Source organism: Bradyrhizobium sp. ISRA464 (genome assembly GCF_029910095.1).
Taxonomy (GTDB): Bacteria; Pseudomonadota; Alphaproteobacteria; order Rhizobiales; family Xanthobacteraceae; genus Bradyrhizobium.
This window is the reverse complement of record NZ_CP094526.1, coordinates 904,948-924,613: the sequence shown is the minus strand read 5'-3', so window position 1 is coordinate 924,613 and position 19,666 is coordinate 904,948. Positions and strand designations below refer to the sequence as shown.

Sequence of the window (19,666 nt, the reverse complement as noted above, 5' to 3'; positions counted from 1 at the left end):
TCATGCCCGCGCCGAAGCCACGGCGGTGACGATCTCCGCGGCATCGGGGAAATGCCCCTTGGTGCGCGTGGCGACGACCTTGCCGTCAAGCTTGACCTCGAAGACACCGCCCTTGCCGGGCACCAGCTCCGCATCGAGCCCGAGACGCTCGCGCAGCAGCGCGGCGGCCTCCCTGGCGCGCTTCTCGTAGCCGCAGGGACGGCAATAGGTGATCGAGATATGGGTCATGGCGTGCTCTCCATCAGCTCATGCTGCGAGGCGTTGTGCGTTGGCGGCCTCGATGCCGGCGATCCAGCCGGCGACCGAGCGACCGATCGCCTCCGGATGATCTTCCTGCAGATAGTGGGCGCCGGCGCCGAGTTGAATGACCGCGCAATGCTTGAGCGTCGCGGCAAAGTCCGCAGCGAAGGCCGGCGACACCAGGCCCCCAGGAGACCCTACGAACAGCAGCTTCGGATAGGTCGCGGCCGCAAGGGCGGCGTGCGCCACGGTGAGCGCCTGGTCGACGTCGGCCGGCTCGCCTGCAATCGGCAGTTCGCGCGGCAGCATCAAGGTCGGCTTGCGGCTCTCGCGCGTCGCAAACGGCGCGCGGTAGGCGGCCATCTCCTCCTCGCTGAGCTTGCGCAGGATCGAGCCCGGCAGCACGCGCTCGACGAATGCATTGTGGTCGAGAACCATCGCTTCGCCCTCGCCCGGCGTGCGGAATTTGCGGAACGTTTCGCGTGCGGCGTCATGCTGGTGGAAATCGGACCAGTCGCGCATCGGTCGGATGAACTCCATGAAGGCGAGCCCGCGCACGAAATCCGGGCGGCGCGCGGCGAGGTGAAACGCGAGCGCGGTGCCCCAGTCCTGCGCGACGAGATAGGCCGAGCCGATGCCGAGATCGTCGATCAGCGCGTCGAGATAGTCCGCGTGGTCGAAGAGGCGGTAGGCGATGTCCGGCTTGCCGGACTGACCGTAGCCGATCAGGTCGGGCGCGATGCAATGCCCGACGGGCGCGACCAGCGGCATGATGTTGCGCCAGATGTAGGACGATGTCGGATTGCCATGCAGGAACAGCACGTGCGGCGCGTCGCCGCGTCCGGTTTCACGATAGGCCATCGTGGATCCGCGCACGGACCGGTAGCGCAGGCTGATATCGGCAGGTACGGTCATGGCAACTCCTTGAACACGGTTTGGAATGCGATCGTCTTGAAGCGGTTGAGCGCGGCCGCGCTGCGTTCGACCTTCATGCGCAGCATCGCGCCCTGCCAGGATGCGAGCAGGAAATCGGCAAGCTCATCGGGGTCGAAATCGGACGCGATCTCGCCCTTGGCCTGCGCCTCGGCAATGCAGGCGGCAAACGGCGCGCGCCACTCCCGGAAGATCGCGTCGAGCTGCTCGCGCAGCATCTCGCTGGAGCCGGACGCCTCCAGGCTGAAATCGCCGATCAGGCAGCCCCGGGTGAAGCCGTCATGCGCGAGCTTGCCGGTGATGAGATCGAGATAGCGCCTGAGCCGCTCGCGCGCCGTCAGCGACGTGTCCCCCAGCGCTTCCGCCACGAGGCCGCGCACATAGAGGAAGTAGCGGTCGAGCACTTCGGACGCGAACAGCTCCTTCGAGCGGAAATGGTTGGTGAACGAGCCCTGCGGCGCGCCGGCGGCGGCGGTGACGTCGCGTACGCTGGTGCCGTGATAGCCGGTGCGGAACATCGCCTTCAGGCCGGCGTCGAGGATGGCATCACGGAGGGAGGGCTTTGGCATGGCCGAAATTAATACGTACGTACGTATTAATTGTCAACTGCAAAATGATCGCGGCTCGCGCCTCGCATGGCGGCGCCGCTCAGGCCCGATGGATCAAGGGGTTGAAGGTCAGTTCGCGGGCTTGCTGCGCGAAACCACCCAGTCACGCAGCCAGGAGCCGACGGCGCAGCCGCAGAGATAGAGCGCAAACATGACCAGGAAGAGATCGAGCCAATAGCCGAAGCGGCCGGGCACGATGTGGGTGAACGACGCGGCAACCAGCGCGACGGCGAGCACGGACAGCCAGCCGATCGAGGCCTTCGAGACGCCCCGCGCCCGATGCACCACGGCGATCCAGCCCATGCCGAAGCCGAGCAGCAGTGCCGCCAGCAGCCAGCCCCAGAAGAATGTTGCGACTGCGATCATCGCTATTTCACCACGAATTCGATGCGCCGGTTCTGCGCCTTGCCGTCTGCGGTGTCGTTGCTGGCCACGGGCTGCGTGCTGCCGAAACCGACCGCGGTGAAGCGGTTGGCCGGCAATCCGGCACGGACAAGATAATCCACCACCGCCTGCGCACGCTTTTCCGACAGCGCCTGATTGGCGGCTTCATCGCCGTCGCTGTCGGTATGACCGGCGATCTCGATATTGGTCGTCGGGCAACGCATCGCCGTTTCGATCAGGCGATCGAGCAGGCCTACGGAATCGGGCACGATATCGGCCTTGCCCGACTCGAAGCGGATCCGCCCCTTCACCAGGATGTCGGCGAACAATTGCTGGCACACCGAGGCGTCGACCGGCGCCGATGGCGGCTTGACCGTGACCTCGGCCTTGTACTGCCAGCCTTGCGGAAATTCCTTGCCCAACCCGCTGCGGATCTGGCCGGCGGCGGCGTCATAGAGCGCATCGCCCGACAGCTTCACCTCGCGGTCAGACACCACCAGCGTTCCCGTCGACAGCCGCGACAGCGCGCCGAGCGCAGGCACCACGGCCGCGGTAAAGCCGGAAGGCGCGCCGAGGCTGGCCTTCAGATTGTCGACGACCTTCTCGCTGAAGAAATTGCGGCCGGCGGCAGCGATCAGCGCCGCGTGCGCGGTGTTGTCCGGAACGTAGCCGGTCAGCGTCAGCGTCAGCGCGACCGGATCCTTGTAGGCCTGGAACACGTAAGGCGGAGCCTTGATGTCGTTGGCGGCGATCGAATAGCCCTCCGGGAGATTCTTCAGCGCCTCCGCGATCGCCTCGCGCCCGCCGAGTTCGCGCGCCATGCCGACGAGACTGACCTTGGTGTCGGTCAGCGTGATCTTGCCGTCCTTCAGCTTGCCGATCTGGTCGAGCAGCAGCAGCGCAGCGGTGTCGAACCGCGACGGCGCGCCGCGGGCGAGCGCCATCTGATCCGCCACTTCGACGCCGCCGAGATGGGCCTTCGCGGCCTCCACCAGCTTGCCCTTGCTCGATGGCAGCGGCGCATTGCCGCCGAGCGTCACCCGGCCGACATCGCGCTCGGCGGACCAGACATACGGCTTGGCTTCGGCAACAAGGCGGGTTTCGTCGTTCACCAGCCGTACACCGGGCACCGCTTCGACCGATGCCACCGCACTTAGGCGGCCATCCTCGGAAAACGCATTGGCGGCAAACGTCACGTCGCGGCCGTCGACGCTGATGCGGCGCTTGTCGAGGACGGTCTCCTTGAGTGCGGCGTTAGAGCGCGCAGCAAGATCGGCTTCGACCGTCGCCGTGCTGGTCCAGGCCGCAATGCCCCAAAAGATGACCAGTGGAATCACCCCCGGCCACCATTTGCTACTCCACTTGAAAAGTCCGTGCATTCAGGGTCCTGCGGCTCGGGAATCAGAGAGAAAACAAACCCTTGGCTGACTGTCAAACCCAAATCGCAATCCCCGGCGGAGCCGCCTTGTTCCGATCGGGCTAACAGTTTCTTCAGTGGTCTTTCGCTAAGTTTGCGGCGGAATGCAAATCGGCCCGCCCGTGCCCTCATGAAGCAGCTTCGCAACACCGTGATCCGCGCCGGGCTGGAGGCACTGTATTTTTCCGGCGCGCACGTCCTGCTGCGGCCGATCTTCGCCGGCGTCGGCGCCGTCTTCATGCTGCACCACGTTCGCCCGCGGCGCGGCGACGCGTTCCAGCCGAATCACCATCTCGAGGTTGAACCGGACTTCCTGCGCGCGATGCTGACGCATCTGCGCGCGCTCGACGTCGACGTCATCAGCATCGACGAAGCTCATCGTCGCCTCACCGAGCGGAACTTCGCGCGGCGCTTCGCCTGCTTCACCTTCGACGACGGTTATCGCGACAACCGGGATTTCGCATTGCCTGTCATGCGCGAGTTCGACGCACCGCTGACCGTCTACGTCACCAGCGATTTCGCCGACGGCTCCGGCCGGCTGTGGTGGATCGCGCTGGAGCGGCTGATATCGGCGGCGTCCGCCATCGAGGTGCCGATCGGCGGCAGCATGACGCGCCTCGATACCTCCACTGCGCAGGCCAAGCAGGCGGCGTTCGACCGCATCCACGACTGGCTGCGCGCGCTGCCGGGCGAACGCGACGTGCAGCGCGAAATCTCCGCGCTCTGCATCCGCCACGGTGTCGACGAAACCGCCATCGCGCGCGAGCTCTGCCTGTCCTGGGATGAGTTGCGCAAATTTGCCGACGATCCGCTGGTCACGATCGGCGCCCACACCGTCAGCCATTGCAATCTCGCCAAGCAAAGCGAGACGATCGCATCGTTCGAGCTCGCAACCAGCCGTGCGCGGATCGAGGACGCATTGCAGCGGCCGGCGCTGCATCTCGCCTATCCCTACGGCGACAGGACGGCCGCCGGACAGCGCGAATTCGCGCTCGCCAAGACGATCGGCTTCCGGACCGCGGTGACGACGCGGCCAGGCATGCTGTTCGCCGAAAGCGCCGATCATCTGACCGCCCTGCAGCGCGTTTCGCTGAACGGCAATTACCAGGAGGCGCGCCTGCTGCCGGTCCTGACCTCCGGCGCCGCCACGGCGGTGTGGAGCGGCTTCCGCCGCATCGACGCGGCGTAGCTCTCCGCTTCCCTTCTCCCACAAGGGGAGAGGGTGTTCAGCTTCCTTGACTCGATCCCCGGCTGCGCCCAGAACCACCGGTAACGCAACGGAGGAACGCATGTTCAAGGATCTGTTCTCGCTCAAGGGCCGCGTCGCATTGGTGACCGGCGGATCGCGCGGCATCGGCAAGATGATCGCGGCCGGTTTCCTCGCGCAGGGCGCGGCCAGGGTCTACATCACCGCGCGCAAGGCGGGTCCCTGCGAAGCCACCGCCAAGGAGCTGTCGGCCGCCTATGACGGCGAATGCATCGCGCTGCCGATCGACATCTCGACGATCGAGGGCTGCGAAAAACTCGCTGGCGAAGTCATCAAGCTGGAGCCGAAGCTCGACATCCTCGTCAACAATGCCGGCGCGGCTTGGGGCGCGGATTTCGACGAATTTCCCGAGAGCGGCTGGGACAAGGTGATGAACCTCAACGTCAAGTCGCTGTTCTTCCTGACCAAGGCGCTGGCGAAGCCGCTGCGTGCCGCGGCCAGCGCGGCGCAGCCGGCCAAGGTGATCAACATCGCCTCGATCGACGGCATCTTCGTCAATCCGATGGAAACCTATTCATATGCAGCGAGCAAGGCTGCGGTCATCCATCTGACGCGGCGCATGGCAACGAGGCTGATCAAGGACCATGTCAACGTCACCGCGATTGCGCCGGGCGCATTCAAGTCGGACATGAACCGGGCCGCGCGCGACCACGCCGACGACGTCGCCAAGCGCGTTCCGGCGCGGCGGGTCGGGACCGACGAGGATATGGCGGGGGTTGCGATCTATCTCGCCTCGCGTGCCGGCGACTATGTCGTCGGAGCCACGATCGCGGTCGACGGTGGCGTGGTCTACGCGAATGCCGGCGCCGAGATCGCCGGGTAGGACCGAGCGATCGCCCACAATCTCACTGTCATGCCCCGGCTTGACCGGGGCATCCACTACGCCGCGGCCTCTCGATTCCTGCTCTGTCTCTGGAATACTGTCATCACCCGCATTCGCGGGTGACGACAGGCCTTGCTGACCGCGCTCAAAGGCTCGACGCGAATGCGTCGAGGGTGCGATTGAAGGCTTCCGCCTTCTCCCATTGCGTGGTGTGGCCGGCGCCTTCGATCACCTGGACCTGTCCGCGCCACAGCGTCGGAGCGGACAGCCGCTGCAGATAGCCGAGATCGACGAGCTGTTCTTCGCTGCCTTGGACGATCGCGAGCGGGATTTTCAGGTTGCGCACGATCTCGACCTCATCGGCGAAGCGGCCGGCCTGCACGCTGGCGCCGAGATAGCCTCGTGCGTTGCCGTCGGTGCGACGAAAATCGGCTTCAAAGAAGGATGGACGCGGCGAATAGCCCGGCGCAAAGGCCGATTGCATCCACTCCTCGATCTCGGCATCGCTCGGCGCCGGCGTGAAGGTGGTGGCCGACAATCCCTTGAAGCCGGAAAATCCGTCCGGCGTCTTGGCAACGGGCGGCGTGCCGAAGATCATCAGCCCGGCCGCCATTGGCAGCGACGCGGCTGCATTGAGCACCGTATGCCCGCCGAGGCTCCAGCCCACGACCACCGCATCCTTCAGGCCGATTTCGCGTGCGACGGCTGCAAGGCAAGCGGCGTAGCCTTCGCCCGAATAGCCATGCTCCGGATTGGGCGCGGGCGACGATGCGCCATGACCCGGCAGGTCGATCGCAACCAGCCGATATTTGGCGCCGAGCGGTCCCTGCAGTTGCTTCTGCCATATCCGGGATGACGACGAATTGCCGTGGACGAGCAGGATGTCGCGGCCGGTGCCCGGACTCTCGAAGCCGGCGATCGTTTGCCCGTCGATCTGTAGCTTGAGCGGACGCAGGTCAGCGCCTGGAAAAGGTTCTTCTTCACTCATGATGGCACCGCCGAATTCCGGAACCGCGACGCCTGTCGTCGCGGTCCATCGTGTTTGGATTTCGGCGCGAACGCGTCGCGCTTGTCAAGACGGGACGCGCTTCACTCCGGCACGCCCCGCTTCGCATACCGGCGACCATGTCGTCGGAGCCACGAGCGTACCGCTCTCAACAAAGAAAAGGGGCAAGCCAGGGACCTCTCGGCTCGCCCCTCTCCTGCCCTCTCCGAGAGGAGAGAGAACCCTCAGGTGATCAGCTCTCGATCCTCACATACTCGAAATCGCCCGGCTTGTTGTCGATGCCGACCTTCGGCGGCGAGATCCAGGAGGCGAACTGGCCGGGCTCGGTCACGGGCTTCATCAGCGAGGCGATGAACTCACCGTCCTCGCTCGACGGCAGCCACTCATTCCTGCGCTTGGCCCAGGTGGCATCGTCGATCAAGAGGCCGTCGGGCGTCGCATGAACATCCTTGAACTCGCCGATCTGGCGGTGGAAGGCGGTGTTCGGCACCGTGAGCTTGTAGTCATAGCCCGCGGTCGAGATCACCTTGTTCCAGCGCAGCATGCCTTTGACGCAATCCTGCGTGTAGTCGTCGCGCAGGCGCATGTTGAGCGCGGTCAGTGCCGGCTCATCGACCATCTTGATCTGGCCGTCGACCAGCTTCATGACCGGATAGGTCGAGTTCTTGAGCTGATGATCGTCGTCGATCGTGGTTTCCTTGTAGCGGCCCTTGATGCCGGCATTGAAGGCGTTCGCGGCGTTGGTCGACACTTCCGAGCCGAACAGGTCGAGCGACAGCGAATAGTGCAGGTTCAACTTCTTCTGGATCGTCGGCAGGTCGATCACGCCGAGCGCGCGGACCTTGGCGATATCGGTCGGATCGGTGATGCCGGCTTCCCTCATCGCATCGCAGGTGCGCTGCACGACGCGGGTGATGCCGGTCTCGCCGACGAACATGTGATGGGCTTCTTCCGTCAGCATGAAGCGGCAGGTGCGCGACAGCGGATCGAATCCCGACTGCGCCAGCGAATGCAGCTGCATCTTGCCGTCGCGGTCGGTGAAGTAGGTGAACATGAAGAACGACAGCCAGTCCGGCGTCGCCTCGTTGAAGGCGCCGAGCATGCGCGGTGAATCCGCGTCACCCGAGCGGCGGCGCAGCAAATCATCCGCTTCCTCGCGGCCGTCGCGGCCGAAATACTTCTGCAAGAGGTAGACCATCGCCCAGAGATGGCGGCCTTCCTCGACATTGACCTGGAACAAATTGCGCATGTCGTAGAGCGAGGGCGCGGTCTTGCCGAGATGGCGCTGCTGCTCGACCGACGCCGGCTCGGTGTCGCCCTGGATCACGATCAGGCGACGGAGCAGCGCGCGATGCTCGCCGGGCACCTCCTGCCAGGCCGGCTTGCCGTAGTTCTCGCCGAACGGAATCACGCGGTTCTCTTCCTGCGGCGCAAGCAGGATGCCCCAGCGATATTCAGGCATGCGCACGTAATCGAACTTGGCCCAGCCGCGCGGATCGACCGAATAGGCGGTGCGCAGATAGACGAGCGATTCCTGAAAGCCGTCCGGGCCCATGTCGCTCCACCAGTCCATGTAGCCGGGGTGCCAGCCCTCCAGCGCCTTGAGCACCTGGCGGTCCTCGGCGAGATTCACGTTGTTCGGAATCTTGGTCGAGTAATCGACGTTCATGATGTTGACGTTCATGGCAGCCTCCTTGGGGCAGATTTCTTTCGTCATGGCCGGGCTTGACCCGGCCATCCACGTCTTGCTTCGTTGACGGAAGGAAGACGTGGATGCCCGGCACAAGGCCGGGCATGACGCGGCAAATTCCTACACGCGCGTCATGTCGAATTGCGCCTTCTGGCCGGTGCCGTAGCGGCGCAGCGCGCCCTCCTCACCGACCGCGTTCGGCCGCTGGAAGATCCAGTTCTGCCACGCCGTGAGGCGCGAGAAGATCTTCGATTCCATGGTCTCCGGCCCGACGAAGCGCAGATTGGCTTCCATGCCGGTGAGGCCGTCCGGCGAGAACGAGGTGCGTTCCTCGAAAAACACGCGCACCTCGTCGTCCCAATCGATATCGTCGAGCGCGAAGGTGACGAGACCGAGTTCCTCGGCCTCCTCCGCATCGAGCGCCTTGCCGATCGACGCCTGCGCGCGCTCCAGATCGGACGGATCGGCCTGGAAGCGCGACTGCAGCCGGGTCAGGCCATGGCTCATCGGATACGGCCCGAAATTCATCGCGGTCAGTTCGATCGTCGGCGGGGCGCGGTTGTCGCCCTGCTTCTGGCCGATCAGCATGTAGGAGCGGTCGGCCGCGAACACGAGTTCGGCGAGCGTGCCGACGAAGCAGGAGCCGGGCTCGACCAGCGTCACCAGCGTGCGCGAGGTGACGTCGATGCGCTTGAGCACGCGCTTCCAGAAATGCCTGATCTCGTTGACCAGCCAGTGCGCCTTGTTGGCCTCGAGGAAGCCGTCATAAGCGACGACGCTGGCGGCGTCGCCGTGGCTCTTGAACACCAGCATCGCGATCCCGAGCTCGTTGAGGCGCAGATGCAGGATCGCATCGTCGAGCTCGCGCGCGACCTGCAGCGGCCAGAACGACGCGCCTTGCGCGATCATGCCGTCGATGCTTGCCGGCGGCGCTGCTTCCGGCGCCTTGATCGAGATCGTGGCGATGCGCGCCGCGCGGTCGATATCGACGCTGACGAAGCCGTAGCGGATCGCGCTGTCGTCGATGATCCGCTTCAGCGGCGTCAGCGCGATGCCCGGACCCGCGCCGTTGCGCTTCGACTTCGCGGCAAACTCCTTGACGCGCTCGGCGAGCTTGCCCTCGAGCTTGGAGTTCGGTGCGATCTCGTCGACCAAGCGCCAGGCGACCGCACGCTTGCCCTTGATGCCTTCCTCGATGGTGCAGAAAAAATCGGCATGGTCGCGGCGCACCTTGCGCTTGTCGACCACGCGGGTGAGCCCGCCGGTGCCCGGCAGCACCGCGAGCAGCGGCACCTCCGGCAGCGCGACCGCGGCCGCGCCGTCATCGGCCATCATGATGTGGTCGGTCGCGAGCGCAAGCTCGTAACCGCCGCCGGCCGCGGTGCCGTTTACGACGGTGATGAAGCTCTGGCCGGAGTTCTCGCTGGAGTCCTCCAGGCCGTTGCGGGTTTCATTGGTGAATTTGCAGAAGTTGACCTTATGGGCGTGGGTCGAGCCCGCCAGCATGCGGATGTTGGCGCCGGCGCAGAACACGCGGTTCTTGCCCGAGCGCATCACCACGACCTTCACCTCGGGGTGCTCGAAGCGCAACCGCTGCACAACGTCCGCCAGCTCGATGTCGACGCCGAGGTCGTAGGAATTCAGCTTCAGCTGATAGCCCTCGAACAGGCCGGCGTTCTCGTCGACGTCCATGGTGAGCGTCGCGACGTCGCCCTGCACGTCCAGCTTCCAGTGCCGGTACCGCGACGGCTCGGTCTGGAAATCGATGTATTTCGCCCCGCCTGCGAGGACGCGATCGTCGCCAGCCATTGGGCCACCCTTCAACGTTGTTTGTTTGACTTTGTCGGTTCAGCTATATGCACAATAATGCATGTTTTCGAACTGGTCCAGTTCAAAATTCAAAAACATGCATTTTGTTTCATGTTCACGGAATCGCCCGTTCGGCCAATGACCTAGACGGATGATGGACGTCAGGATGGCCCGATAGATGGCGCGCGCTGCTCCATCCCCGTCATTGCGAGCGAAACGAAGCAATCCATCGTCCCGCACATGCGGAGCGATGGATTGCTTCGTCGCTTCAGCGCAAAATTGCTCCGCAATTTTGTCGCGAGCTCCTCGCAATGACGGACCTGGATGCATTCGCAGCCTCTCACGCGGCCAGCGTCTGGTCATCCCGAAGCGCCGCCTTGGCGAATTCGGTGACCGCCTCCAGGGTCACGGCGGGCGCCTCGCGGTGCGGCGAGTGGCCGGCGCCTTCGATAACCGCGACATCGACCGGGCAGTAGCACTCCTCGCTCGCGATCTCGACCTGGCGCATCGTGCCGTATTGATCGTCCTTGCCCTGCACGATCAGCACGGGCACGCGGATATAGGCGAGGTAGTCGGAGATATCCCAGTCGCGGAATTTCGGATTGAGCCAGGCGCCGTTCCAACCGTAGAACGCGTTGTCGACATCCTTGTGCCAGCGCGCGAGCTTCTCTTTCAGATTGGTGGTCTCATACGCCGTCTTGATCTCGGCGATCGATTTCACCGAGATGTCCTCGACGATGAAATGCGGCGCGAGCAGCGCGATCCCCTGCAGGCGATGATCCTGACGCGAGCCGGCATAGATCGCCGCGATCGACGCGCCGTCGGAATGGCCGACCAGCAAGCCGCGGCGGAAGCCAATCTGATCGAGCAGCTTCGGCAGCACCTCCAGCGCCTCGATATGCATGTAATCGACCGGGCGCGGCAACTTGGCCGGGCTCGACGCGCCATAGCCCGCACGGGAATAGACGAACACGCCGGCGCCGGTCGCAGCCTGCAGCTTCTCCGGGAAATCGCCCCACAGCCCGACCGAGCCGAGCCCTTCATGCAGCATCACGATAGTCGGGGCGGCGTCCGGCATTGGGCCGATCATGCGGTATTCGAGATCGGCGCGGTCGATAGTAAGGAAGCCCGAGGGCGAAAGGGTCATGCGAAACTCCGTTCTCTCAACATGCGAGCGACGCAACAACGGCTCTCTCATTCCCTCCCCCCTTGCGGGGGAGGGGCAATCGCATATGCCAGTTATGCTGCGCGTTCGATGCCTGTGGTTTGGCTGGTCTACCCACAAACTCGTCATGCCCCGGCTTGTCCGGGGCATCCACGTGTTTGGTTCTCCACGCGAAGAAAGACGTGGATGGCCGGGACAAGCCCGGCCATGACGACGCGTAAACGTCAGCCCCGGAGTGCGCGCAGGTCATATGCGATTGCCCTGCTGCAAGGGGGGAGGGAGCGTGCCCAGGATGCTCACCTCACGGGAGTTCTGATGCGCGCAGCTTCTCACGGGAGCCTCAGTGCTTCGCGCCTTCACCGTCGCGCAACTTGAACCGCTGGATCTTGCCCGTGGCCGTCTTCGGCAGGCTGTCGACGACATCGATCCAGCGCGGATACTTCCAGGGCCCGATCTTCTGCTTGACGTGCTCCTTGAGCGCCTCGTGCAGCCCGTCGGTCGAGCTGCCGGGGCGCAGCACCACGAACGCCTTCGGCTTCAAGAGTCCCTCGGGGTCGGCTTCCGGCACGACAGCGGCTTCGAGCACCGAAGGATGGGTGATCAGCGCGCTCTCGACCTCGAACGGCGAGACCCAGATGCCCGAGACCTTGAACATGTCGTCGGCGCGGCCGCAGAAGGTGTAACGGCCTTCGGCGTCGCGGACATATTTGTCGCCGGTGCGGGTCCACGCACCCTCGAAGGTCGAGCGGCTCTTGCCGCGCTGGTTCCAGTAACCCTCGCCGGCCGAGGGCGCATCGACTAGGAGCTCGCCGACCTCGCCGTCGGCCACCTCGGCACCCAGCTCGTTGACCAGCCGCACCTTGTAGCCGGGCACCGGACGGCCCGAGGTGCCGTATTTGATGTCGCCGGGGGCATTCGACAGGAAGATGTGCAGGAGCTCGGTCGAGCCGACACCATCGAGGATGTCGACGCCGAAGCGCGACTTCCAGGCGTTGCCGACCGATTCCGGCAACGCCTCACCCGCGGAGGTGCAGATGCGCAGGCGATCGCCGCCGCGCTGCGCCTTCGTCGCCTCGTCGTTCAGCATCGCCGCGAACAATGTCGGCACACCGAAGAAGATGCTGGGGTGATACTTGTTCATCAGCGCGAACATCACGGCCGGCGTCGGGCGCTCCGAATTCAGCACCGTGGTGGCGCCAACCGACATCGGGAAGGTCAACGCATTGCCGAGGCCATAGGCGAAGAACAGCTTCGCCGCGGAGAGACCGACATCGTCCTCGCGAATGCCGAGCACCTGCCTGGCATAGGTCTCCGCCGTCGCGGCGAGGTTGGAATGCAGATGGCGCACGCCCTTCGGCATGCCGGTCGAGCCCGACGAATAGAGCCAGAACGCCGGCTCGTCGGTATGCGTCGGCGCGGTCGCGAACGTATCGTTCTCGCGCGCGAGCTCGTCGGAGAATTTCTTGTGGCCGTGCGCCTCCTGCCCTGAGACCACGACGTGCTCGAGGTCGGGCATTCGCCCGATGACGTCCTTCACGACCGGCAACAGCGCTTCGGAGACGAACAGCACGCGCGCGCGGCAATCGCCGAGGATGTAGGCATATTGCTCCGCGGTCAGCAGCGTGTTCAGCGGCACCGGCACCACGCCGGCGCGGATCGCGCCCAGGAACACGATCGGGAAATCGACCGTATCAAGCATGATCATCGCAACGCGCTCTTCCCGGCGAACGCCGAGCCGGCGCAGCATGTTGCCGAGCCGGCGGGTCTGTTGCTGCAGCTCGCCATAGGTGAGCTTCGACACGGTGTCGTCGAAGACGACCTTGTTGCCGCGGCCTTCATCGACATTACGGTCGAGCAGCCAGGTCACCGCGTTGTAAGTCATGCCCCGCTCCTCGGACCCAGACGCGCCACGCTTCCCTCTCCTGTGAATTTAAGAATTATAATTCATACAAAGCCACTACATCGGCTTGCTGTCAATCCTCATCGGCACTATGTTTCCGAAAACCCGCGCGCGTCGCACGAGGATCATGACCCAGGATAACGATCCGGAAACCGGCTTCCTCGAACAGCTCGGCCAGCGCGTGCGCACGATGCGCGCCCTGCGCGGCATGTCGCGCAAGGTGCTCGCCAAGGTCTCAGGCATTTCCGAACGCTACATCGCCCAGCTCGAGAGCGGCAAAGGCAATGTTTCGATCGTGCTGCTGCGCCGCGTCGCAGGCGCAATGGGCGCGCATCTCGAAGACCTCATCCCGTCGAGCGAGCCGGTGCCCGACTGGGCGGTGATCCGCGACCTGCTGCGGAAAGCTTCGCCGAACCAGATCGCGCAGGCCAAGGATATCCTCGCCGGCGGCAGCCCGTCGGCGCCGCGGCGCGCGTCGTTCTCCGGCATTGCGCTGATCGGCCTGCGCGGCGCCGGCAAGACCACGCTCGGCAGGATGCTGGCGAAGAAGATCGGCTGGAGCTTCGTCGAGCTCAACAAGGAGATCGAGGCACAGAATGGCCTCTCCGTCGCCGAGATCATCGCGCTCTACGGCCAGGAAGGCTTTCGCCGCATGGAGCAGGCGGCGCTGACGCAGCTGCTGGCGCGCAAGGAACCGATGGTGCTCGCAACCGGCGGCGGCATCGTTTCCGAACCGCTCACCTTCGACCTGATCCTGTCGTCGTTCTACACGATCTGGCTGAAGGCCGAGCCCGAGGAGCACATGGCCCGCGTCCGCCGCCAGGGCGATTTGCGCCCGATGGCCGACGACCGCTCCGCGATGGCTGAGTTGCGCAACATCCTGGTCAGCCGCGAGCCGCTTTACGCACGCGCGTCAGCGGTGGTCGACACCGCCGGCCTCTCGGTTGATGCCGCCGCCGCGCGGCTGATCGATTCAGTGCGGCCGGTGCTGCAGAACGAAGCGCGCAGCTTCGGCCTGCGCAGCGTGGCGCTGTAGCTGCCTCACAGAAGCCGGCTCTTCACATCCTCCGCACCGTCGCGCAGCAGCGGCAGGAAACGGTCGATCAGTTCCTGCATCGGCACGCGATCGACATGGGCGCCCATGTTGATGGCAGCGACGATGGTGCCGTCGTAGCGGCGCACCGGCACCGAGATCGAACGGAAGTGCGGCTCGGCCTCGCGGTCGACCAGCGAATAGCCCTGCTCGCGATCGGCGATGATGGTGGCGAGCAGCTGCTTCGGATCGGTCACGGTCTGCGGCGTCACGGATTCACGGCGCATCGCCTTCAACCGTGTCGCGAGTTCGCTATCGCCGAGCCGGCCGAGCATCGCACGCCCCACCGAGGTGCAGAACGCCGGCAGCCGATAGCCGATATCGAGGCCGGCGGAGAATACCCGCGTCGGGCTCGAGCGCGCCACGAACACGACGTCGTCGCCGTCGAGAAGTGCGAGCGAAGCGATCTCCTGCGCCGCGGTCGCGATGCGATCGAGCACCGGCTGCAATACCGTCACCACCTGGTTGGATTGCAGATAGGAGCCGGCGAGGGTCAGCACATGCGGCGTCAGCGTGAACAGCTTGCCGTCGGTCGCAACGAAGCCGCCATGCGCAAGCGTGAACAGGATGCGCCGCGCCGTGGCGCGCGGCAGGTCGGCGGCGCGTGCGAGATCGCTCAGTGTCGCCGGGCCACTGACGGTGCCGAACACCTGCAGCAGGCGCAGGCCCCGATCGAGGCTCTCGACGAAGTCGGTGGCACGCTCGTCCTGATCGGTCCGCTTCAGCTTGGGCATCGGGTCCGGCTTTGAACGGTTCAAAAATTGGACTTGCTGTCCAAACCAGACATGGCATAATTCGCACATTCGTTCAATAGGCGAACAAATCCGATCTTGGGAGACGCCGCCATGATGAGCCAGGAACAGAACGACCTGATCACCCGCACCGGGGCTAAGGACCCGTGCGGCAGGCTGATGCGGATGTATTGGCAGCCGGCGGCGCTGGTGGACGAGTTGCAGGGCGCGCGCCCGGTACGGCCGGTGCGCCTGCTCGGCGAGAACCTAGTGCTGTTCCGCGGCGAAGACGGCCGCTACGGGCTGATCGATCGCCACTGCGCGCATCGCGGCGCCGACCTCGCCTTCGGCCGGCTGGAGAATGGCGGCCTGCGCTGCGCCTTCCATGGCTGGCTATTCGACGCGAGCGGCCAGTGCATCGAGACGCCGGCCGAGCCTGTTGGATCGCAGCTCTGCAAGGGCATCAAGCAGCGCTCCTATCCGGTGGTCGAGAAGAGCGGCATTCTCTGGGCTTATCTCGGCGAAGGCGAACCGCCGGCATTTCCGGAGATCGACTGCTTCGTCGCGCCCGACAGCCACACCTTTGCCTTCAAGGGCCACATGAACTGCAACTGGCTGCAGGCGCTCGAGGTCGGCATCGACCCGGCGCACGCCTCCTATCTGCATCGCTTCTTCGAGGACGAGGACACCTCGGCCGCCTACGGAAAACAATTCCGCGGCGCGTCGGCCGGCAGCGACATGCCGATGACCAAGGTCCTGCGCGAATATGATCGGCCGATCATCAATGTCGAGCACACCGAATACGGCCTGCGCCTGATCGCACTGCGCGAGCTCGACGAGGAGCGCACCCATGTGCGCGTGACCAACCAGCTGTTTCCGCACGGCTTCGTCATCCCGATGTCGACCGAGATGACCATCACGCAGTGGCACGTGCCGATCGACGACGAGAATTGCTACTGGTACGCGATCTTCACCAGCTACACGGCGCCGGTCGACAAACAGAAGATGCGCGACCAGCGGCTCGAGCTCTACGAGCTGCCCGACTACAAGTCGCGGAAGAACAAGACCAACGACTACGGCTTCGACCCGCACGAGCAGGCAACCGCGACCTACACCGGCATGGGCACCGACATCAACGTTCACGACCAGTGGGCGGTGGAGTCGATGGGCCCGATCCAGGATCGCACCAACGAGCATCTCGGCCAGAGCGACAAGGCGATCGTGCAGTATCGCCGGCTGCTGCGGCAGGAGATCGAGAAGGTCGCGGGCGGCGAGAAGCCGATGCTGTTCCTCGACGACGCCACCGCGCGCAGCATCCAGGGCCCGGCGACGATGGACGGCATCGGCCCGACACAGGGCTGGGAGCTCTACTGGATGGAGGTCGACGTCAAACGCCGCCGCGGCGCGCCGTGGGCCGCCCCCGTGCCGCGCGAGATCGCCGGCAAGGTGCATCATTTGACCGCGGCCGAGTGATGGCCATTCTCCGTCATTGCGAGCGAAGCGAAGCAATCCATCGCGCCGCTTGTGGAGGCATGGATTGCTTCGTCGCTGCGCTCCTCGCAATGACGACTGATCGGACAAAGGAGTGACGCTGTGAGCTTCGTCGAGCGCCACGGCCTGTGGTCGAACGAGCAGAAGGAGGCCGCAGAGCGCCTCCGCCGCATCGTCGAGGAGAACAACCTCGAAGTCGTCAGGCTGTCGTTTCCCGACCAGCATGGCATCCCGCGCGGCAAGACGCTGATCGCAAGCGAAGCCGTGCGCTCGCTCGAGGGCGGCTGCTCCATCACCACGACGATGCTGGCCAAGGACACCTCGCACAAGACGGTGTTCCCGGTGTTCACCGCCGGCGGCGGCTTCGGCATGAAGGAGATGGAGGGCGCGGCCGACGTGCTGATGGTCGCCGATCCCACCACGTTCCGCGTGCTGCCGTGGACGCCCAACACCGGCTGGCTGCTCTGCGACCTCTATTTCAGCGACGGACGGCCGGTGCCGTTCGCCACCCGCAATCTCTACCGCAAGGTGCTCGATCAGCTCGCGAGCCGCGGCTACGACTTCGTGGCCGGGCTCGAGGTCGAATTCCATCTGTTCAAGCTCGACGACGCCCACATGGCGCCGGAGGATGCCGGCCAGCCCGGCAGGCCGCCGTCGGTGAGCCTGTTGTCGCAGGGCTACCAATATCTGACCGAGCAGCGCTACGACCTGATGGAGCCCGCGCTCGAGATCATCCGCCGCGACATCGTCGCGCTCGGCCTGCCGCTGCGCTCGGTCGAGGTCGAATTCGGCCCGAGCCAGTGCGAGTTCACCTTCCAGCCGACGATTGGGCTCGCGCCGGCTGACACCATGGTGCTGTTCCGCTCCGCGGTGAAGCAGATCGCGCGGCGCCACGGCTATCACGCCACCTTCATGTGCCGGCCGAAACTGCCGAACGTGTTTGCCAGCGGCTGGCACCTGCACCAATCGCTGGTGTCGCGCGCCACGGGTGAGAACGCCTTCATGGCGAAGGAGACCGGCGAGCCTTTGAGCCCGCTCGGTCGCGCCTATCTCGCCGGCCTGATCGAGCACGCGCGGGGCTCGACCGTGTTCACGACGCCGACCATCAACGGCTACAAGCGCTACCGCTCCTATTCGCTGGCGCCGGATCGCGCGATCTGGGGCCGCGACAACCGCGGCGTGATGATCCGCGTGCTCGGCTGTGCGAACGATCCTGCAACACGGCTGGAGAACCGGATCGGCGAGCCGGCCGCGAACCCCTATCTCTACATGGCGAGCCAGATCCTGTCCGGCCTGGACGGCGTCGACCGCACGCTCGATCCCGGCCCTTCCGCCGACACGCCCTACGAGACCAAGGCCGCGCTGCTGCCGAAGTCGCTGCGCGAAGCGGTGTTTGCGCTCAACGACGATCCGTTCTTCCGTCAGGCGCTGGGGCCGGAGTTCGTCGACTATTACGTCCACATCAAGAACGCCGAGATCGAACGGTTTCAGGCCGAGGTCTCCGATTGGGAACATCGCGAATATTTCGAGATGTTTTGACTAAGTGATCCGTCATCCTGAGGAGCGCGGCACGCGCGTCTCAGGATGACGGAGGTAGATTGAGCGTTTCACTTTCCAGTTTCAAATCCCCAGATACTTGTGCTGCAGATCGGGCTCGGCGATCAGCTGCTCGCTGGTGCCGCACCACACCGTCTTACCGCGCTCGATGATGTAGTGGCGGTCGGCGATGCGGGCGAGGTTCTCGACGTTCTTGTCGATGACCAGCACCGACTGCCCCTGCCCCTTCAGCATCGACAGGCAGCTCCAGATCTCGTCGCGGATCAGCGGCGCAAGGCCCTCGGTCGCCTCGTCGAGGATCAGGAGTTTCGGATTGGTCATCAGCGCGCGGCCGATTGCGAGCATCTGCTGCTCGCCGCCGGAGAGCGTGACGCCCATATTGTTGCCGCGCTCGGCGAGCCGCGGGAATAGCACGTGGATCTTCTCCAGCGTCCACGGATCGGATGCGCCCAGGCGGTTGCCCGACGCGGCGACAAGATTTTCGCGTACGGTGAGATTCGGGAAGATCTGGCGTCCCTCGGGCACGAGCCCGATGCCGAGCTTCGCGATCTTGTAGGACGGCAGGCCCCGCACCTGCTCGCCGGCAAAGCGGATGGCGCCGGCGCGCGCGGGCGTGAGGCCCATGATCGAGCGGATGGTGGTGGTCTTGCCCATGCCGTTGCGGCCCATCAGCGCAACCATCTCGCCTGCCTTGATCTGTAACGACAGGCCGAACAGCACCTGGCTCAGGCCGTAGCAGGTTTCGATCGCGTCGACTTCGAGCAGGGTCTCAACCATCTTGGTCTCAGCCATGGCGCGTCACCGCATGCTGTTCGCCGAGATAGGCGCGCTTGACCTCATCGTGCTTGCGGATCGCATCGGGCACGTCGCAGGCGATGACGCGGCCGTAGACCAGCACCGTGATGCGGTCGGCCAGCGCGAACACAGCCTCCATGTCGTGCTCGACCAGCACGATGGTCACTTCCTTGCGCAGCTCCTTGAGCAGCGCGACCATCCGCGCGGATTCGGTGACGCCGAGGCCGGCCATCGGCTCGTCCAGCAACAGGAGCTGCGGCCTGGTGGCGAGCGCGACCGCCAGCTCGAGCTCGCGCTGCTCGCCATGGCTCAGTTGCGAGACCACGACATTGGCGCGCGCGCCAAGACCGACGCGCTCCAGCGCGGCGCGTGCGGCCTCGCGCAGATGCGGCTCTTTCCGCGCATTGCCCCAGAAACGGAAGGAGTGGCCGTCATGGGCTTGCGCTGCGAGCGCGACATTGTCGATCGCCGAGAAGTCCTTCAGCAGCGAGGTGATCTGGAACGAGCGCGCCAGCCCGAGCCGGCTTCGCCTGTAGGACGGCAGCCGTGTGACGTCGCGGCCGCCGAATTGGATGGTGCCGGAATTCGGCATCAACTGCCCGGTGAGCTGGCTGATCAGCGTGGTCTTGCCGGCGCCGTTCGGGCCGATGATGGCGTGCAGCTCGCCCGGCTTAACCTCCATCGAGAGATTGTCGGTCGCGGTGATGCCGCCGAAGCGGCGCACCAGATTGTCGACGCGGAGCAAGGGATCAGCCAA

18 protein-coding genes are annotated in these 19,666 nt (G+C 65.0%); 5 read left to right on the top strand and 13 right to left on the bottom strand.

The features are described from left to right. From MTX19_RS04290 to MTX19_RS04270, 5 genes are all read right to left on the bottom strand, one after another. The gene (locus MTX19_RS04290; RefSeq protein ID WP_280982572.1) at window positions 1-228 is read right to left on the bottom strand and encodes an Rdx family protein; all 228 of its coding nucleotides are present in this window, start codon (window positions 226-228) and stop codon (window positions 1-3) included. An 18-nt stretch (window positions 229-246) separates the two neighbouring features. Continuing rightward, window positions 247-1,155, bottom strand: coding sequence for a haloalkane dehalogenase (locus MTX19_RS04285; RefSeq protein WP_280982571.1), 909 nt, complete (start codon window positions 1,153-1,155; stop codon window positions 247-249). Further along, on the bottom strand, window positions 1,152-1,742 hold the full coding sequence (locus MTX19_RS04280; protein WP_280982570.1) for a TetR/AcrR family transcriptional regulator: 591 nt from the start codon (window positions 1,740-1,742) through the stop codon (window positions 1,152-1,154). Before MTX19_RS04280 ends, MTX19_RS04285 begins: the two co-directional genes overlap by 4 nt. Before the next feature lie 108 nt (window positions 1,743-1,850). Next, window positions 1,851-2,147, bottom strand: coding sequence for a hypothetical protein (locus tag MTX19_RS04275; RefSeq protein ID WP_280982569.1), 297 nt, complete (start codon window positions 2,145-2,147; stop codon window positions 1,851-1,853). Window positions 2,148-2,149: 2 nt separating this feature from the next. Next, window positions 2,150-3,544, bottom strand: coding sequence for an OmpA family protein (locus tag MTX19_RS04270; protein ID WP_280982568.1), 1,395 nt, complete (start codon window positions 3,542-3,544; stop codon window positions 2,150-2,152). A 168-nt stretch (window positions 3,545-3,712) separates the two neighbouring features. Between MTX19_RS04270 and MTX19_RS04265 the strand changes: the two genes are divergently transcribed. Together MTX19_RS04265 and MTX19_RS04260 are read left to right on the top strand one after the other, a co-directional pair. Continuing rightward, on the top strand, window positions 3,713-4,771 hold the full coding sequence (locus tag MTX19_RS04265; RefSeq protein ID WP_280982567.1) for a polysaccharide deacetylase family protein: 1,059 nt from the start codon (window positions 3,713-3,715) through the stop codon (window positions 4,769-4,771). Between the two features lie 100 nt (window positions 4,772-4,871). Then, window positions 4,872-5,672 carry an SDR family NAD(P)-dependent oxidoreductase gene (locus MTX19_RS04260; RefSeq protein ID WP_280982566.1) on the top strand — a complete coding sequence of 267 codons (801 nt, stop codon included), beginning with the start codon at window positions 4,872-4,874 and terminating at the stop codon, window positions 5,670-5,672. 145 nt (window positions 5,673-5,817) lie between these two features. On the opposite strand, the gene MTX19_RS04255 is transcribed toward MTX19_RS04260, so the two are convergent. The 5 genes from MTX19_RS04255 to MTX19_RS04235 all read right to left on the bottom strand — a co-directional run bounded on the left by MTX19_RS04255 (window position 5,818) and on the right by MTX19_RS04235 (window position 13,224). Continuing rightward, complete coding sequence (locus MTX19_RS04255; RefSeq protein ID WP_280982565.1) at window positions 5,818-6,660, bottom strand: alpha/beta hydrolase; 843 nt, start codon at window positions 6,658-6,660, stop codon at window positions 5,818-5,820. A gap of 250 nt (window positions 6,661-6,910) precedes the next feature. Continuing rightward, window positions 6,911-8,362: a benzoyl-CoA 2,3-epoxidase subunit BoxB gene (gene boxB / locus MTX19_RS04250; RefSeq protein ID WP_280982564.1), complete on the bottom strand. Its 1,452-nt coding sequence runs from the start codon at window positions 8,360-8,362 to the stop codon at window positions 6,911-6,913. Window positions 8,363-8,488: 126 nt separating this feature from the next. Then, window positions 8,489-10,177, bottom strand: coding sequence for a 2,3-epoxybenzoyl-CoA dihydrolase (gene boxC / locus MTX19_RS04245; protein ID WP_280982563.1), 1,689 nt, complete (start codon window positions 10,175-10,177; stop codon window positions 8,489-8,491). Between the two features lie 340 nt (window positions 10,178-10,517). Next, window positions 10,518-11,324: an alpha/beta hydrolase gene (locus tag MTX19_RS04240; RefSeq protein ID WP_280982562.1), complete on the bottom strand. Its 807-nt coding sequence runs from the start codon at window positions 11,322-11,324 to the stop codon at window positions 10,518-10,520. A gap of 358 nt (window positions 11,325-11,682) precedes the next feature. Continuing rightward, on the bottom strand, window positions 11,683-13,224 hold the full coding sequence (locus tag MTX19_RS04235; RefSeq protein ID WP_280982561.1) for a benzoate-CoA ligase family protein: 1,542 nt from the start codon (window positions 13,222-13,224) through the stop codon (window positions 11,683-11,685). A 109-nt stretch (window positions 13,225-13,333) separates the two neighbouring features. Between MTX19_RS04235 and MTX19_RS04230 the strand changes: the two genes are divergently transcribed. Then, the gene (locus tag MTX19_RS04230; protein ID WP_280985854.1) at window positions 13,334-14,278 is read left to right on the top strand and encodes a helix-turn-helix transcriptional regulator; all 945 of its coding nucleotides are present in this window, start codon (window positions 13,334-13,336) and stop codon (window positions 14,276-14,278) included. A 5-nt stretch (window positions 14,279-14,283) separates the two neighbouring features. Here the strand turns inward: MTX19_RS04230 and MTX19_RS04225 are convergent, their stop codons facing one another. Beyond that, complete coding sequence (locus MTX19_RS04225; protein WP_280982559.1) at window positions 14,284-15,069, bottom strand: IclR family transcriptional regulator C-terminal domain-containing protein; 786 nt, start codon at window positions 15,067-15,069, stop codon at window positions 14,284-14,286. 111 nt (window positions 15,070-15,180) lie between these two features. On the opposite strand from MTX19_RS04225, the gene MTX19_RS04220 reads away from it, so the two are divergent. Beyond that, window positions 15,181-16,539 (top strand): aromatic ring-hydroxylating dioxygenase subunit alpha, encoded by a 1,359-nt coding sequence (locus tag MTX19_RS04220; RefSeq protein ID WP_280982558.1) that lies wholly within the window; start codon window positions 15,181-15,183, stop codon window positions 16,537-16,539. Between the two features lie 120 nt (window positions 16,540-16,659). After that, complete coding sequence (locus MTX19_RS04215; protein ID WP_280985853.1) at window positions 16,660-18,096, top strand: glutamine synthetase family protein; 1,437 nt, start codon at window positions 16,660-16,662, stop codon at window positions 18,094-18,096. An 81-nt stretch (window positions 18,097-18,177) separates the two neighbouring features. Here the strand turns inward: MTX19_RS04215 and MTX19_RS04210 are convergent, their stop codons facing one another. After that, on the bottom strand, window positions 18,178-18,906 hold the full coding sequence (locus tag MTX19_RS04210; protein WP_280982556.1) for an ABC transporter ATP-binding protein: 729 nt from the start codon (window positions 18,904-18,906) through the stop codon (window positions 18,178-18,180). Beyond that, the gene (locus MTX19_RS04205; protein ID WP_280984690.1) at window positions 18,899-19,666 is read right to left on the bottom strand and encodes an ABC transporter ATP-binding protein; all 768 of its coding nucleotides are present in this window, start codon (window positions 19,664-19,666) and stop codon (window positions 18,899-18,901) included. Before MTX19_RS04205 ends, MTX19_RS04210 begins: the two co-directional genes overlap by 8 nt.